Source organism: Paenibacillus wulumuqiensis (assembly GCF_000971965.1).
In the GTDB taxonomy this organism is placed as follows: Bacteria; Bacillota; Bacilli; order Paenibacillales; family Paenibacillaceae; genus Saccharibacillus; species Saccharibacillus wulumuqiensis.
In genome coordinates, this window is the sequence record NZ_KQ040794.1 from 407747 (window position 1) to 424750 (window position 17004).

Genomic DNA, 17004 nt, shown 5'->3' on the forward strand with positions numbered 1-17004 from the left:
CTGCATCCCGCAGTCCGGACCTTTCTGTTTTTGCATCAGCCATGATCACCGGCATGCAAAAACAGGGAAGGACGGTTAAAGCAGTGCCATACCGCAAGTTTGCCTATGTATATGATGAGTTGATGGAAGACATGCCTTATCCGGACTGGCTGCGTTTTGTACGTGAAGCCTGGGATCGATATGGAATGCCGCGTACGGTAGCCGAGCTGGGCTGCGGTACCGGCAGCATTACCATTCCGCTGGTGAACTCCGGCTTCCGAATGACTGGAATTGATCTGTCGTCGGATATGCTCTCGGTCGCCCGTGACAAAATGGAATCAACGTCGCAGGGACACCGGCTGTTCCAGGATGGCAGTGTCCAGTGGATCTGCCAGAACATGACCAGCTGGCAGCTGCCTGAGCCGGTAGACAGCGTCATTTCCTTTTGCGATTGTCTGAATTACCTGACCGAACCGGAAGATATTGTGCATACGTTTCAGTCCACTTATGCCGGTCTGAAGCCGGGTGGTACGTTTATTTTTGATGTGCATCATCCGAGCACGCTGCGCCGATATGATGAAGAGCAGCCCTTTATGCTGGATGACCGGTCGATCTCCTATCTGTGGACCTGTGAGTATGATACGGCCCGCACGGAGATTGAGCATCATCTGACGATTTTTGCCCGGGTAAATGAAGACAGCCAGTCGCTGTATGAACGCTTTGAGGAAATACATGTCCAGCGTGCCTATGAACAGGACTGGCTGCGTACCGAGCTGTACAAAGCCGGCTTCCGTGATGTGAAATGTTATGCCGACTTTGAATGGATCGAAGCAAGCGATGATGCCGCCCGTTTATTTTTTATCGCCGTCAAATAAGACGGGCATGACAAAAAAACGGAATAATATGTAAAGCTCCTGTCTCAGGAGCTTTTTACTTGTGCGTACATATAGACAATACAATTTAAATAGTCGGTAAAATAAAAAGAATGATGATATTTGTCGAAGCATGAATTGTGTATAATAAATACAACCGATAAAATGAACCCGATAATACAAACAAGAAGGCAATTCAATGCTACGATGATGGGGACGATATATGCAGACGATTATTCAGACATTGTTCAACAATCTTACCTTTTTGACGACTGTCCTTTTTTTCGGAAATCTTTTTCTGAAATTTATGGATCAAAAATTACAGAGAGTAAATTGGATGATTCCAGTGCTTGCCGGAGTATTTGCAGGCTTGCTTGGCATTTGCATGATGAGCTTTTTCTCAATCCGTTTCTCTACCGGAGATAATACGGTTATGGTGGATTTTCGCCAGCTGGCTATTATGATTTCCTTTTATTATGGCGGAGCCTGGAGTGGGCTGATCTCGGCGATTATGATAGGCGTGTATCGTCTGTTCAGCGGAGAGCCGCTGCAATTCAGTTCATGGGTCGGGTTTGGCAATGCGATGTTTACGTATGTCGTTACCTCACTGTGCATGCGCGGCCCACGGGAGACCTCGCTGAAAATCTGGTTCAGAGCGATTATCGCTACTTTGCTGGTTTATATCGTGGCTGTCACCATTTTGCAGGCGATTACACATATTGAGCTGAATCTGTTTTTTGGATTGTTATATATTTGTGCCGGGCTGTTCGCCTATTATATCATCCGCTATATCCAGCGGGCCGATGATACGCTCACTATGACCAGGGAAGCGGCCAATCATGATTTTCTGACCCAGTTATACAATCCGCGTGCGTTTGACCGGCTGTTCCGACAGACGATTGTTGATGCCAGGGAGCATCAGCGATCATTTGCCCTGCTGGTCGTAGACATCGATTTTTTCAAAAAAATTAACGATAGTTACGGGCATCTTAACGGGGATACGGTATTGGTACAGGTAGCCGAAGTGCTGGGCCGGACGATTCGACCGGGAGACTACTGCGCCCGCAAAGGTGGAGAAGAATTTGCGGTTATTCTGAACGAGTGTGATGAGCGACAGGCAGTAGAGCTGGCAGAGGAGATCCGGACCGCAATGGAACAGCATACCTTTGTGCTGGAAGAGGGACAGAGCATCCAATTGACCGTTTCAATCGGAGTAAGCTGTTATCCATTGACCGCGCCGGAGCAGCTCTTTCCCGAAGCGGACCGTGCACTTTACCAGGCCAAGGAAAATGGACGCAATCGGGTAGCGCTGGCTGACTGTACGCCGGCAGAGTAAAAGCTGATTTAAGACAAACAACCCAAAAGGCTGTCTCTCTTGTGAGTACCAGGAGCAGACAGCCTTTTGGGTCATTTTTTGGCCATATTATAAGTTGAATAATCTTCTTGTCAGCCGATTAGTTTAACCGAACGATTCGGCAGGAATGAATGCCTGCTTTTTTTGCAGATCGACTCTACCCGAGAAGAAGGTGGCACCGCCGCCCATATCAGACAGGCGGTCCGGAGTCAGTGCATTCACCAGATGAGACGGCTGATGATCCGGGGTGTCGGCCCATAGTCCCTGGCTGACCACCACGCCGGGCAGCACCGTCTCGCCGACAGCGGCGATCAGTTCACAGGAGCCGTACCGATTGGAGACGATGACGGTATCGCCATCAACGATGCCTTCCCGCTCGGCATCAGCCGTGTTCATAAACAGCCGCGGCAGCTTTTCCATACCGGCATGCTTGGCATTATTGGAGAAGGTCGAATTCAGGAAATTATGTGTCGGACCCGGTATGAAAATATAGCTGTGACTGTCCTGTTCCTGCAGCGGAATATAGGTCGGCAGCGGCGGCAGACCATGCTGCAGCATGGTGCTGGAGTATAGTTCCACCTTACCGCTTGGCGTATCCAGCCGCTCCGGGTAAATGGTGGCACGGTTCGCCTTGAGATACTGATGATCCAGCAGTCCCTCATAATCAATTCCCTGCAAATGCGGATTGCCCGGATGAGCCAGCGCCTGGCGGATCATCTGCTCATCACTGTCCTGCAGCGCTTGCTCTTCAAAGCCCATCGCAGCCGCCAGCAGACGAAACACTTCGGTATTGGATTTACTTTGTCCATAATTCTCGATCACCGGCTGACCGATCTGTATATAATGATGCCAGTAGGACGTATAGAAATCCAGATTCTCAAAGGCTGAAGTGGCAGGCAGTACAATATCCGCATATGCCGCTGTCTCCGTCAAAAACAGATCATGCACCACTGTAAACAGATCTTCCCGCTCCAGTCCCTCACGCACCTGTGCAGCACGAGGCGCTACGACAGCCGGATTGCAGCTGTAGACATACAGGGAATATACCGGCGGCTCGGCAGCGGTGAGCGCCCTTCCCAGCTGGTTCATGTTAAAAGAACGGGTATTGCGGTTGTGCAGCAGATCAGGACGCTGCAGAGCGGCTGCATTATGAGCCAGATAAGCAGAATTGGAACGGATCGCTCCGCCACCGCGCACCAGCCACTGGCCGGTTAATACGGATAGGCAGGTAATCGCACGAGTATTCATGCCGCCGTTATCATGATGCTGCAGCCCATTGCCGATGCGGATCATGGACGGGGCCGTCTCGCTATACATACGGGCCAATTTGTAAATGTCATCCACAGGAACGCCTGTGATGCCGGATACGGTTACCGGATCATAGGACTTCACATGTTCACGCAGCTGTTCATGCCCGATTGTATATTCATGCAGAAAATGCTCATCTACCCGGTTCTCGGCGAACAGTACATGCATCAGCCCAAGCGCCAGTGCAGTATCCGTGCCGGGGAGGATCGGAATGAACCAGTCCGCCATCCGGCCGGTCTGATTGCGGTGCACGTCGATGACGACGATTTTGGCGCCCTGCTTGCGTGCCTGCTGAGCCAGGGTAATCTGGTGCATATTGGTACTGACCGCATTGATTCCCCACAGGATAAACAATCGTGTATGCACCGTGTCTTCCGGGTCGGTTCCTATGCTGCCGCCCATCGTATACTTGAATCCGGCTCCTCCGGCTGCCGTACAAATTGTACGCTCCAGCTGACTGGCACCCAGGCGATGGAAAAAGCGCCGATCCATGCCTTCCGCATTGATATTGCCCATATTGCCATAGAAGCTGTACGGCAGGATGGTTTCGGGACCATGCTCTTCAATCAGGCCTTTCCAGCGGGAAGTGATCATCTCGATCGCCTCTGTCCATGTAATCGGCTCGAACTGGCGGCTGCCTTTGGGTCCTATCCGTTTAAGCGGCTGGGTGAGACGTTGATCATCATAGATACGCTCGGCCATATGCCGTACTTTGTTGCATATATTGCCACGGGTAACCGGATGTTCCGGGTCGCCGGCGATTTTGGTGATTTTGCCGTTTTCTTTATGAATGAGCAGTCCGCACTGATCCGGGCAGTCCAGTGAGCAGACCGTTTTGAAGACGCCATCCGGCTGTTGCGTATAAGCAGACATGAATCACTGCTCCTTTCGGGTGAGTATTTCTTTTAAATTTTATTCCAAAGAGATTCTCTTTAATGTCGACTTTGTTACTGGGTTTAATTAGAATCAAGAAGAATTATTGTCGAATCGACAAATTTAGTCAAGCTTACATTGCTACATATCATAGCGTGTTCCTTATTATTGCACAACCTTACAGCTACATATTCATTATATTTTCTGTGCAGAGAGCGGAAAGGGCTGCCCTTGCGATAACTCGGCAATTTCCAAGCTGTACAGAGCCTCTTTCCGTACCTGGGGAAAGAGGCTCTTTTGGTTTACATTATCTATACTCTTTGCTTTAAAGCTAACTACTAAGGCCGTCAGCAGCTGAAGGATGGGTGTACAGTAAGAAGATGTATCGGTGCGGTTGTAAAAGCAATGGAATGGTAGTATTTTAATGTAAGATATTTTGCTGAACCCCGAATCACTTTTTTATTGAAGCAAGAGATAATCCTTTTCTGCATTGACCGAAATAAAATAAATACATAATAAGGCAGCACGATCCAGTTGATATACAGCGCTGCCCAACTCAACTTCTATCCTGGCGATGTATATGCTGAAGATAGGAGTTTTTTTGCGAGATGGGGTTCTGTTTACACCGCTAAAAGTAGTATGTGCATCTATACTATACACCTATACTTTTATAAGTTTAAGTTACTTTTATAAGTATTATTTGCTGAACAACAATGCATAAATCTCCTATCTGTATGAAAAAATGCTACGATTCACTCGATTAACCAAAGTAATAATATTCCTTTCAATCCACATAATTATCAATAAAATATAAAATTGTAAAATCAATACAATCTAAGGTAGAATAAAATTGACAATGAACGTAAGGGGGAACAGCAAGTGAATAATCGAATTTTATTGATTGAAGACGATGTATCTATCAGTGAATTGATCCAGACTCAATTTGCCAAAGAAGGTTTTGATATTAGCTGTGCTTATGACGGGGAACAGGCACTTCAGGCCTTCTCGGAAGATATATTTGATATCATTTTGCTGGATTTGATGCTTCCCAAATTGGATGGGATAGAAATTCTGAAAATTATTCGGTCACAGAGCATGGTACCGATTCTGATTATGTCTGCAAAAGACGGGGATCTTGATAAAGCCCTTGGACTCGGTTTTGGAGCCGATGATTACATATCCAAGCCATTTTCCATGATTGAATTAACCGCCCGGGTAAAAGCCAATATCCGGCGTGCACTGCAATATTCCAATCCTGTTATTACAACAGTGACCAAAGAAAAGATCCATGTGGGTGAATTGGATCTGGATACGGATAATTTTGCCGTGTACAAAAGCGAGGATGAAATTAAACTCACTGCCAAAGAATTTCAAATCCTGAAATTATTCATGACTAACCCCAAAAAAGTATTTACCAAGGCCCAACTGTATAATCTGGTCTGGGGTGAAGATTACTACGGTGACAACAATGTAATTAATGTACATATGAGAAGACTGCGTGAAAAGATTGAAGATGATCCTTCTACTCCCCGCTATATCAAAACATTATGGGGCATCGGTTATAAGCTGGGAGAATTTTAAATGGATATTATACTGGGGCTTGTCATCATTATGCTTGTACTGCTGGTTTTATTTCAACATCATCGCTATAAGCAGCAGCAGGCTAATCTTCTTTATGCTTGTACCAAATTACAAGCCATTACCAATCAACATACAGATGAAAAACTGCTGCTGCATACAGAGGATATTCATCTGAAAACCCTTTTGAATGAGATTAACCGGCTGTTGGAGCAAAATCAGAAAACGGTCGCTTCCTACTATCAGATGGAAATATCCATCCGTAAAATGTTATCCAATATTTCACATGATTTGCGTACTCCACTTACGGTTGTGCTTGGTTACATTGAGGTCATCCTGAATGACCCTACACTAACCAGATCCCAAGTGGATGTTTTGCTTGCCAAAGTTCATGACAAGACGATCGAAGTGCTCAGCTTAATGAAAAAGTTTTTTGATCTGGTCAAGCTCGAATCCGGTGATCACGATATCGAAATTTCCAAAATTGACGTAAGTGAGATTTGCAAAGCGAATATTTTAAGCTTTTACGATATTTTGACTGCTCAGGATATTGAAGTCGTCATCGATATTCCGGATGACAAACATTATATGGCTTATGGAAATGAAGAAGAGTTAAACCGGATATTAAACAATTTATTATCAAATGCGGTTCAGTACGGCAGTGAGGGAAGAGTACTGGGGTTGTCGGTTCATCAGCAGAATCAGCATATATGTATCGATGTATGGGACAAAGGTAAGGGAATTAGCGAAAAGCACAAAGATCGTGTGTTTGAGCGCATGTATACGCTGGAAGATTCAAGAAACCGACTATACCAGGGGAGTGGTCTGGGATTAACCATTACCAAGCGTCTCGTGGAGAAAATGGGCGGAGAGATTTCATTTGTCAGTAAGCCTTATGAAAAGACGGTATTTACCGTAATGCTTAAACGATACACCACATAATCCAATTATCGAGAATACCCTACTGGATAAAGGGGATATCGAGGATAGGTATTCCTTTCTCACGAAATTAAGGAATAAGTAAGAGTTGATTAATAAAAAAGCAATTTCACTCCTGTAAAGTAAAAGTATAAGTAATCCATTACACTTAGGAGGGAAATCCAGTGACATATTTAATTAAAACCCATCAATTAAGCAAAAGCTACGATGGTCATGAAGTAGTCTCCAATTTAAACATGAGTGTTAAAAAAGGAGAAATTTATGGTTTTCTTGGTCCCAACGGTGCAGGTAAAACAACGGTTATGAAAATGATGACCAATCTGATCAAACCGACGAGCGGGGAGATCGAGATTTTCGGTGAAAAAGTGACCGAGCATTCCTATGAGATGTTAAAAAGAATCGGCAGCATTATCGAATTCCCGGTATTTTATGAAAAGCTGAGCGCGCGTGAGAATCTACAGCTGCATTGTGAATATGCCGGTTATTATGATCATCAGGCGATTGAAGAAGCACTGACACTTGTAAATCTGCAGGATGTGAATAACAAGCCTGTAAAAAGCTTCTCCCTCGGGATGCGGCAGCGCCTTGGTATCGCTCGTGCGATTATGACCAAACCGGAACTGCTTATTCTGGATGAGCCCATCAATGGACTGGACCCTATCGGCATCAAAGAACTGCGCAGTCTGTTCCAGATGCTGTGCCACGAATACCGGATTACCATGATCATCTCCAGTCATATTCTGAGTGAAGTGGAGCAGATTGCCGATACAATCGGTGTCATTAACAAGGGCCAGCTTATTGAAGAGATTACCGTCAAAGAAATTCATGAAAGAAATACCGAGTATATCGAAATCCTGAGTGATGATGTCAAAAAAGCAGTGTATGTGCTGGAAGAAGTTCTATGTATCGATAATTTCAAAGTAATCGATGATTCCCGGATACGCATTTATAATCTGTCCATAACACAGGCAGAGATTTCCAAGCAATTTATTATCAATGGAGTCAATATTGAAGAAATGAAGAAAAAGAGTCACTCGCTGGAAGATTATTTTGTCAATCTACTGGACGGAGGTCTAAAACATGCTTAAATTACTCCGATTGGAAATCAAAAAATATCACTTATGGCGTTATATGAAAGGCGTAATTATCGCCAATCTTTGCTTTCTGTCCCTATTGGTACTCATTTACGTGCTCGAAAAAAATGACGGCAATATTCCTTTTGAAAGTTATGATATGGCATTCAGCATTATTGGCAGCGTGGTGCGGGCGACCTTCACCGTATTTGCCGCCGTATTGATTACCAGGCTGTTTTTGGAAGAATACAAGACCAAGTCCATTTCCGTGCTGTTCATGTATCCAATCAAAAGACAGAAAATTATGCTGGCCAAAGTGCTGTTGATTATCATTTTTACCTTTGCAACGATCCTGCTGTCGAACATACTTATGGGAAGCATTTTCTATCTGATGAACAAAGTGCTTCATTTCCTGGCTGAACCGATGACTTCCGATATTTTCATGCGTAATGCCCTCAGCGTATTGATCAGTGCTGCGGCATCTGCAGGTATTGGCCTCATCCCGCTGTATATCGGAATGCGCCGCAAATCCGTACCTGCCACACTCGTATCTGCCGTATTGATTGTAGGGTTTACCAGTGCTACCAGCAATGATTTCTCAATGTTTGCCATTACAGCTGTTCCTGTGAGTCTGGCTGCTGTTGGTCTGCTGTCTGCCTATCTGTCCATTCGCAATGTGGAGACGACCGATATTGCATAATGGGCAATAAACTGCACTCTAACCGTCTCAGATCAATGGTCCAGATTCAATAAAGGAGAAGCCATGATTAATGCACAATTCAAAAAAGGTGCACTTGAACTCTGTGTGCTGGTATTACTGCTGCATAAAGACCACTACGGATATGAGCTGGTCAGACAAATTTCCGAAGATATAGACATCGCCCGCGGTACACTATATCCGCTGCTAAAAAAAATGCAAAAAGATCAGTATCTGTCCACCTATTTTGTTTCTTCCACAGAGGGCCCTCAACGAAAATATTACGCTATTACGTATCTGGGCAAAGAGCGAATGGAAAGTTTATTACAGGAATGGATGCATTTTTCCGAATCGGTAACCAGAATTCTACAGAAAAATTGTGTACTTAGTAAGGGAGAGGAAGGCTTTTGAAACGTTCAATATCCATACTCGTTACAGTTATCATTATTGTTGCCATCCTTGTAATCGGTTATCTCGTGTATAACCGTGTTACCGGAGCAGTCACGATCCATGAAGAAAAGACTTTATCCGCGTCAGCCATCACCAGTCTCAAAATTGATACGTCATCAGCCAATGTGGAAGTGCTGCCAGGCGATGGGGAGAATATTGTTGCTACCCTGGATGGCGAGATCAGCCCAAGATTAGAAGGCAAATATACCTTTAATATGACGCCTGAACAAAACGTCGCGAACATTCAACTGAACATGGGCAACAATGTAATGGGCATACAGCTGGATGAGGTAAGCAAGGTAGGCCTGAAAATAATGGTACCGCAAAAAACATGGGATCAAATGGAAGTAACGACCACGTCGGGGCAAATTACACTGCATAATATTGCCGCTAACAAGCTGACGACGGAATCGAGTTCCGGTCAACAGCATATATCCGGATTACAAATTTCCGGTTCGGCCGCATTCCAGACAACGAGCGGAGATATCATGGCCGAACAAAATGAGATTGCTTCAGCCAAATGGGAAACGACAAGCGGCAAAATCCAGACTGCCCAGTTATCCGGGCAAAGCAGCGAGATGCAGACAACGAGCGGAGCTATCGAGTATACCCAGAATGAGCTGTCTCCGAGCGTACAGCTAGCGACTTCCAGCGGTGATATTGATGCCAAACTGACCGGAAATACGGATTCGCTTCAATTGCAATTTGAGAGCAGTTCAGGTACGGCAGACATCCAGATAGAAGGCATGCTGTACAAAGATAAGTCTGAGCACAGTGCCCTCGGAATCAAGGGCGAAGGAGAAGCCCAGCATCGGATCATGCTCAAAACGAGTTCCGGTGATGTACAGGTTGGCCCGTAATAATATCATGCAAAAAAGATAAAAAACGACCTTTCCCATTCGGGAAAGGTCGTTTTTATATCCGATAAATTGCATAAATATTTTTTTAAATCGTTAACATTGTAGTTATTTTGTATATATTATAAATATTAATAAAAAAGTAATAAACAATTAATAATTCCACTTATTGTTATAAAAAGAATTTCTGCTATATTATTTACTAGGAAACATAGTTGAACAGTGAGGTGGAAAAATGCTATGGACAAAACAGGATTAACGGATCGAACGGTCAGTTTGAAGCAGAGGTTAAGCCTTTACCAAAAAGGAAGGCAGACGTTGATTCCGCGTAAAGTGATGGCGCAGGGCGAAGGATATGCTTTATCGGCGGCTCAGCAGCGGTTATGGTTTTTGGAAAAGATGGCTCCTCATTCCGCCATTTACAGTATACCGCAGGCATTATCCATACATGGTTTGCTGGATGTAAAAAGAATGAAAACGGCGGTCCGGCATATGGTTGAACGGCATCCGATTCTGCGAACCGTTTATCAGGAAGATGAGCAGCTTAACGAAGTGAAACAGTATATTCATCCGGTTCCTCCCGATCTTGTTCATTTCATTTCCATGGATACCGTTATTCCGGATATGAGGGAACAGCAGGCCAAAGAGATGATTGCCAAGCTGGCTGCAATTCCTTTCAACATTGATGGCGGGCATTTGTTTACAGCGCATCTGTTCGAGCTGAAGGACACACAGCACATTTTATTTTTGAATTTTCATCACAGTATTATAGATGGGTGGTCGATGGGGATTTTCTGGAAAGAGCTGCTTGCCCATTATCAGGAACAGGCGGAACACTTACCGGAGCTATCGATTCATTATCATGATTTTGCGGAATGGGAGAAACAGCATCATTCTGAAGCAGCCAGACAGCATTTGCTGTATTGGACCGATTATTTGCAGGGCACCTCAATGGTTCGGCTGGATCACGATTTGAGCGGCACGATCGATCCTGCGATGCATCAGGGAGGAATCGGTGAGCGATCGATCCCGTCATCAACCAGCAGGCGTATTATCGAATATTGCCAAGCGCAGGAAGTTACGCCGTACCTCTTTTTTATGACAGCATTTCATTTACTTCTACATAAATATACCGGAGAGTATGACATTACTACCGGTACCCCTACATCCGGGAGAATACATACAGAAACACATAATCTGATTGGCTTTTTTGTAGACATGATGGCTATCCGCACACAGATCAGTGAGGAGCAATCCTTCCATGATCATCTGGCACTTGTCAAACAAAATGTAATAACCTGCATGGATCATCAGGCGGTATCTTTTGAACAGATTGTACAGGCTCTGCAGCCTGAACGTGAACTTGCTGCCAGTCCTTTGTTCCAGCTGACGTTCGCATATCAGCAGGAGGGTGAGATGCCTGCCATGGAGCAGCTTCGTCTGGAGCTTTTCCCGGTGGACAATCATACTTCCAAATATGACATAAGTGTATTTGTAGGTCTGCAAAATGATCAGTCCTTTCATATCGTGTGCGAATATAACAGTGCACTGTACAGTGCTGATCGAATCGCGCAGTTCCTTGATCATTATGAACAGCTGGTTGTCCAGATTATGGCGGACCCCGGTATGCCTGTATCGGATCTGCAAATTATTACCTTGCAGCAGCAAAGCCGATTATTAAATGCTTCATCGTACTTCCCGGATGCTCCTCATACTTTCCTTTCATTTAAAGACAGATTCGAATATTATGCCCAAACTACTCCGGATCAAACGGCATTGGTGATCGATGACCGGGAGTATACGTATGCCGAATTGAACTCAAAAGCCAATCGGATAGCTGCCTGTCTGCAAAAAAATAATATTCGGCATGGCGAGTTTGTCGGTGTACATTTTGCAAGGTCCGAAAAATCCATTATGGCTATTCTGGGGATTATGAAAGCCGGTGCTGCTTATGTACCACTCGATCCCGCCTACCCGGCAGAACGCTTAATCTACATGGTGGACAAAGCCGGATTGCAGTATATAGTGTCTGATCAGACCAGCCAGATATTTTCTGATCATATAAGCCTGTTGTCTATGGAACAGCTGTTGAATGAAACAGAATATCCGGCAGCGCCTCAGCCGATTCATCTGCTTCCTGAAGATACGGCGTATATGATTTTCACTTCCGGATCGACCGGAGCACCCAAAGGTGTCGTTATTGAACATGGCAGCCTGAGCAATCTGATTGATGCACAGCAGACCGTTTTCGATTTGCATAGTGACGAGCGGGTTCTGCAGTTTGCTTCACTTAGCTTTGACGCCTCGGTATGGGAAATGGTGATGGCTCTTGGTCATGGTTCTACTCTGTGCATGTTGCCTTCGGACTGGAAAGATATGCAGCAGGATATGATCAGTTTGTTTAACCGGTACAAAATTACGATTGCTACTTTCCCGTCTTCATTTCTGGTGAATATGTATCCGGAAGAGCTGCCTTCCTTACGGAAAGTTATTGTGGCCGGTGAACGATGCCCGGTAGAACTGGCTGGCAGATGGGCAGCATCCAAATTATTCTGGAATGCGTACGGACCTTCCGAGACTACAGTGTGTGCGACGGTGTTTCCTTATGTGGCAGGCAGCAGGGTTCCGATCGGTTATCCTCTGCCGAATATGCAGGCTTATGTACTGGATGAACAAAAGCGGCCGGTACCTCCAGGGAGATCGGGAGAACTATATATAGGCGGAGTGGGACTGGCCAGGGAGTATTTTGCTGATGCTGCTCAAACCGCCGCAAAATTTATCCATTATCCGATAGGGGATAATGATCAGCGTCTGTATCGCACCGGCGATATAGTGAAGTATGATAACCAGGGCGTATTGGAATTTATTGATCGCATTGATAATCAGGTCAAAATCAGGGGTTATCGGGTTGAACTTGGAGAAATTGAGCATCAGTTAAGTCTGGTTGCCGGGATCAGGGAAACTGTTGTGATCTGTCTGGAGCGCCCCAATCAGACAGCGGAGCTGACAGCTTATATTGTCTGCGATGTACGCGGTGCGGTTAACCGGATGGATATCATGGATAGTCTGAATGGACGGCTGCCATCCTATATGATTCCGGCAAATATTATAGAGCTGGAGCATATGCCTCTGACTCCTAACGGCAAAATAGACAAAAAGCAGCTGCCACTTCCGGTTGTAATGAACGAGCCGGTGCCTGGAACAGATATCCAGCGCGATCTTACTCCTGCAGAGCAGCAGCTGGTTGCAGCCTGTGAAAAAGTATTGAAACGTACGGTGCGAATCACCGATCATTTTTTTGAATCCGGGGGCGACTCCATTCTGGTACTTAAATTAATTAATGAGCTAAAAACCTTGCAGTGGAGTCTGACACCGCGCTCTTTTTACCAGTACCCGGTATTGGAAGCTTTGGCGCAGAAAATGCAGCCGCTTGTGGAGCAGTGCCTGGAGCCGGAGACGGAGCATGAATGGTTTTCTCTCTCTCCCATGCAAAACTGGTTTTTTGAACAGCAGTTTGCCGATGCGCATCACTGGAATTATTCACTATTGTTCAAGATGCCTCTGCATGTTGAACCGGAAATTATTGAGCAAGCGCTGTACCGATTGTACCGGCAGCATGATGCAATGCGCCTGCAATTTCATTACACCGCTGAGGGGATGCGTCAGTCGTACCGCCAGCATGGAGCAATCCCACTGCATATTGTAGATCAGCCTGCCGGTTGTTCCATTTCGGAATTTATGCAGGATACGGGTGCTTTTCATCAGCAGTCCCTGAACCTCAGTGATTGCCTGATCACAGCGGTGCTCATGCGCAATACAGAACACAAACAGCAGCATCTGCTGCTCGTGGTTCACCATTTGCTGACAGATTGGGTCACGGGGGGCATCATTGCAGAAGATTTAAATCAGTTTGTTGAAGAAGCGCTGGAAGACAGGGAAAACCGGCTTCCGTCATTTTCCCTATCATTCAAAAGCTGGATCGATTATCTGTCGAGGCATACCCTGCAGCAGCCGGTGCAACAGGATCTGCCCTACTGGCAGATGACAGAACATTCACAGCGTCTGGTTCCATCCGTACCTCTTGATCGGCCTGACGGTATCAATCTAAAAGGAACGGTGAAACATGTAACTATTGCATTAACGATGGAGCAGACCAATGATCTGATCCGCATCAGTCATTACCATTTGAATTCAGATGTAAAAACAGTTCTTTTGTCTACTGTGCTGTATGCGATCCGGGCATGGTCGGGAATGGAAAGTATTGCACTGGATATGGCGAGTCATGGCAGACATGATTTGTGGGAAGAGGTGGACATTACCCGTACGGCTGGCTGGCTGACCAGTGTCTATCCGCTTGTGCTGCAATCGAAAGGACAACAAACTCTCACAGAATACATCTATCATGTGCAGCAGGCCATACAGCTGGTTCCCCATGAAGGAATAACCTATGGAATGCTTCGTTATTATGCGGCAGAGCAGCGGCTGGACGGATACAACTCCGAAATCTGGTTCAATTATTTTGGCCATAATCATTCATTGGATAACAGCCCGAATACGGAAAATAAGGCACCTCTGCTGGAATTATGTGATGACCTGCTGGGCAGCATGAACAGTTATCAGCAGCAGCGCAGTCATGTTTTTGAGATTCTGGGCATGATTCGGGAAGGGCAGCTGCATCTGGGATGGCAGTATTCGGAACAGCTTCATAATCGGGAGACCATTCAGCAGCTGGCTGATCATGTATACACTGAACTGGCTCAGCTGATTGCCGAACTAAAGGAGACGTATATCAAATGATGCATACCACGAATGTCATCACTACTTTCAAAACAGTGCCGGAGATCTTCCGTGAAAGCCTGCGGGAGTATCCGCATTGTGTCGCAATTGAAAATGATTGCAGCTCTGTGACTTATGCTGAGCTTGATCAGTATTCAGATCGTATCGCCGCTGGATTAATGGAACGAGGAGTCAAGCAAGGCGATATGGTGGGGACATTGATGGAGCGTTCACCTGAACTGTTTGCCAGCTGGCTGGGGATATTAAAAGTCGGCGCAACCTATGTACCCGTAGATCCGGCCAATCCTGCAGAGCGCATAAAGTATATTGTGGAAGATTCGGGAATGGCGTATTTAATAACGGATCAGGGTAATCGGCAGGCACCGATTGCCAGTCTGAACCTATGCGCTTCCTTGCATGTAGAGGAACTGCTAAGCGAACGATCGTTAATTTCCTTTCATCAAAATACGTATAATTCGGATAACATCGCATATATGATATACACTTCTGGTTCAACCGGCAGACCAAAAGGGGTACGGATCACGGACAGAGGTATTGTCAGTCTTGTACAAAATAGCACCTATGCGCAGCTGGACCACACGGATATTATTGCCCAGGCGTCAAATGCATCTTTTGATGCGATTACTTTTGAGGTATGGGGAGCGTTATTGACCGGAGCCAGAGTGGTTATCGCTCCAAGGGAAACCATTCTTTCTGTGGAGCGGTTCAGTGCATGGCTGGTCGATAAGAATATAACCATATTATTTATTACCGTAGCCTGGTTCAATCATATTGCCCGTCATGAACCAGCTGCATTTGCAAGTCTGAAAACGGTTCTGTTTGGTGGCGAAGCGTGCAATGTCCGCTGGATTAATGAAGTATTGCGTGCAGGCAAGCCCCTTCATCTCTCCAATATTTATGGTCCAACCGAATGCACCACCTTCTCGCTGAGTTATGAAATTACGGAAAAAGAGTTGGATGAACAGCAAAAAGTGCCGATTGGAAAGCCCATCAATCATACTCTGGCCTACATTCTGGATGAGCGGCAGCAGCTAGTGCCTTATGGAGTGACCGGAGAGCTATATATCGGGGGTGAAGGACTGGCAGCAGGGTACTGGAACCGTCCGGAGCTGACCGCTGAGCGATTTGTTCATCTGCCGCAGCTGGCGGATGGACCGTTGTACCGTACCGGTGATCTGGTCCAGCGGCGAGCGGATGGCCAGATTGACTTTATCGGCCGAACCGATGATCAGATCAAGCTGCGCGGTCACCGGATTGAGCTGGGAGAGATTGAAGAAGCGCTGCGCAGCTGCCCGGGAATCTGCGAGGCAGTGGCCGCATTGACTACCGTATCCGGTCAGGAAGAGCCGGTGCTGGCTGTGTACTATGCGACCGAACAAGAGCTGGAGGCCGGACAGCTGCGTGACCAGCTGCAGCAGCGGCTGCCTGCCTATATGGTGCCCGCTGCCTGGCGGGAAGTGGAGTCATTTGCCCTGACCGTCAATGGCAAGATTGACCGCAGACAGCTGCCACCGATTCAGGAACAGGATCTGCGTCAGCAGGCGTACCAGCAGCCGGATCGACCGGGAGAAGCAGAGATAGCCGCCATCTGGGCGGATCTGCTGAACCGGCAGCAGATTGGCGCCCAGGATCATTTCTTCGCTATCGGAGGGCATTCCTTGCTGGCGGCGCAGGTCGTCAGCCGCATGGAAGAACAGCTGCAGCGGCAGGTGACCCTGCGAGCCCTGTTCGATTATCCGGTGCTGCGGGAGCTGGCAGCGTATGTGCAGCAGCAGCCGGTAAGCGGCCCGGCCAGCGTGATTCCGGCCTATGTCTCGGAAGATGGTCGTTACCCGTTATCACCGGCGCAGCAGCGGCTGTGGCTGGTCCAGCAGCTGGAACCGGACAGCCAGGCGTATCATATTCCTTTTGCCTTTCATCTGTATGGCATTTTGGATGCCGATCGACTGGAGCAGGCTATTCACGAAGTGGTGGAGCGCCATGACAGTTTGCGGACGCAGTTTGGAGAAGAGAGCGGGGAACCGTATCAGCAGGTAACCGGCAATTTGCCGGTCCTGGAGCGTTCGAGTCTGCATGTGCCGGTAGGAGAGCAGGAGCAGCATCTGCAGGAGGTACTGCAGCGGGAAGCCTGGGAGACGCTGTCGCTGACGGCTGCACCGCCGCTGCGCCTGCGCCTGATTGAGCTGGAAGCAGGTCACCATGTGCTGAGCTGGGTGATCCACCATAT

General features: G+C 46.7%; 11 protein-coding genes. 10 read left to right on the forward strand and 1 reads right to left on the reverse strand.

From position 1 onward, the window contains the following. The first annotated feature begins 53 nt into the window (after positions 1-53). Positions 54-854: a class I SAM-dependent DNA methyltransferase gene (locus WH45_RS06780; protein WP_046213665.1), complete on the forward strand. Its 801-nt coding sequence runs from the start codon at positions 54-56 to the stop codon at positions 852-854. 304 nt (positions 855-1158) lie between these two features. Then, positions 1159-2187: a GGDEF domain-containing protein gene (locus WH45_RS06785; RefSeq protein ID WP_324292921.1), complete on the forward strand. Its 1029-nt coding sequence runs from the start codon at positions 1159-1161 to the stop codon at positions 2185-2187. Between the two features lie 123 nt (positions 2188-2310). Here WH45_RS06785 and WH45_RS06790 read toward each other — a convergent pair whose 3' ends face one another. Further along, the gene (locus WH45_RS06790; protein WP_046213620.1) at positions 2311-4386 is read right to left on the reverse strand and encodes a molybdopterin-dependent oxidoreductase; all 2076 of its coding nucleotides are present in this window, start codon (positions 4384-4386) and stop codon (positions 2311-2313) included. Positions 4387-5265: 879 nt separating this feature from the next. Between WH45_RS06790 and WH45_RS06795 the strand changes: the two genes are divergently transcribed. The 8 genes from WH45_RS06795 to WH45_RS06830 form a co-directional block, all read left to right on the forward strand. Further along, on the forward strand, positions 5266-5967 hold the full coding sequence (locus WH45_RS06795) for a response regulator transcription factor (RefSeq protein WP_046213621.1): 702 nt from the start codon (positions 5266-5268) through the stop codon (positions 5965-5967). Then, a complete protein-coding gene (locus WH45_RS06800) occupies positions 5968-6906 on the forward strand; it encodes a sensor histidine kinase (protein WP_046213622.1) in 939 nt (312 codons plus the stop codon). Positions 6907-7067: 161 nt separating this feature from the next. Further along, entirely contained in the window at positions 7068-7991 is a 924-nt protein-coding gene (locus tag WH45_RS06805; protein ID WP_046213623.1) for an ABC transporter ATP-binding protein, read from the forward strand. Next, positions 7984-8676: an ABC transporter permease gene (locus WH45_RS06810; RefSeq protein WP_046213624.1), complete on the forward strand. Its 693-nt coding sequence runs from the start codon at positions 7984-7986 to the stop codon at positions 8674-8676. Before WH45_RS06805 ends, WH45_RS06810 begins: the two co-directional genes overlap by 8 nt. A 66-nt stretch (positions 8677-8742) precedes the next feature. After that, positions 8743-9084: a PadR family transcriptional regulator gene (locus tag WH45_RS06815; RefSeq protein ID WP_082096570.1), complete on the forward strand. Its 342-nt coding sequence runs from the start codon at positions 8743-8745 to the stop codon at positions 9082-9084. Further along, positions 9081-9983: a DUF4097 family beta strand repeat-containing protein gene (locus tag WH45_RS06820; protein ID WP_046213626.1), complete on the forward strand. Its 903-nt coding sequence runs from the start codon at positions 9081-9083 to the stop codon at positions 9981-9983. The genes WH45_RS06815 and WH45_RS06820 overlap by 4 nt, the downstream gene beginning before the upstream one ends. Before the next feature lie 315 nt (positions 9984-10298). Continuing rightward, the gene (locus WH45_RS06825; protein ID WP_046213627.1) at positions 10299-14777 is read left to right on the forward strand and encodes a non-ribosomal peptide synthetase; all 4479 of its coding nucleotides are present in this window, start codon (positions 10299-10301) and stop codon (positions 14775-14777) included. Next, positions 14774-17004, forward strand: a 2231-nt coding sequence (locus WH45_RS06830) for a non-ribosomal peptide synthetase (RefSeq protein ID WP_152663494.1), incomplete at its 3' end; no start/stop codon positions are given. The genes WH45_RS06825 and WH45_RS06830, both read left to right, overlap by 4 nt.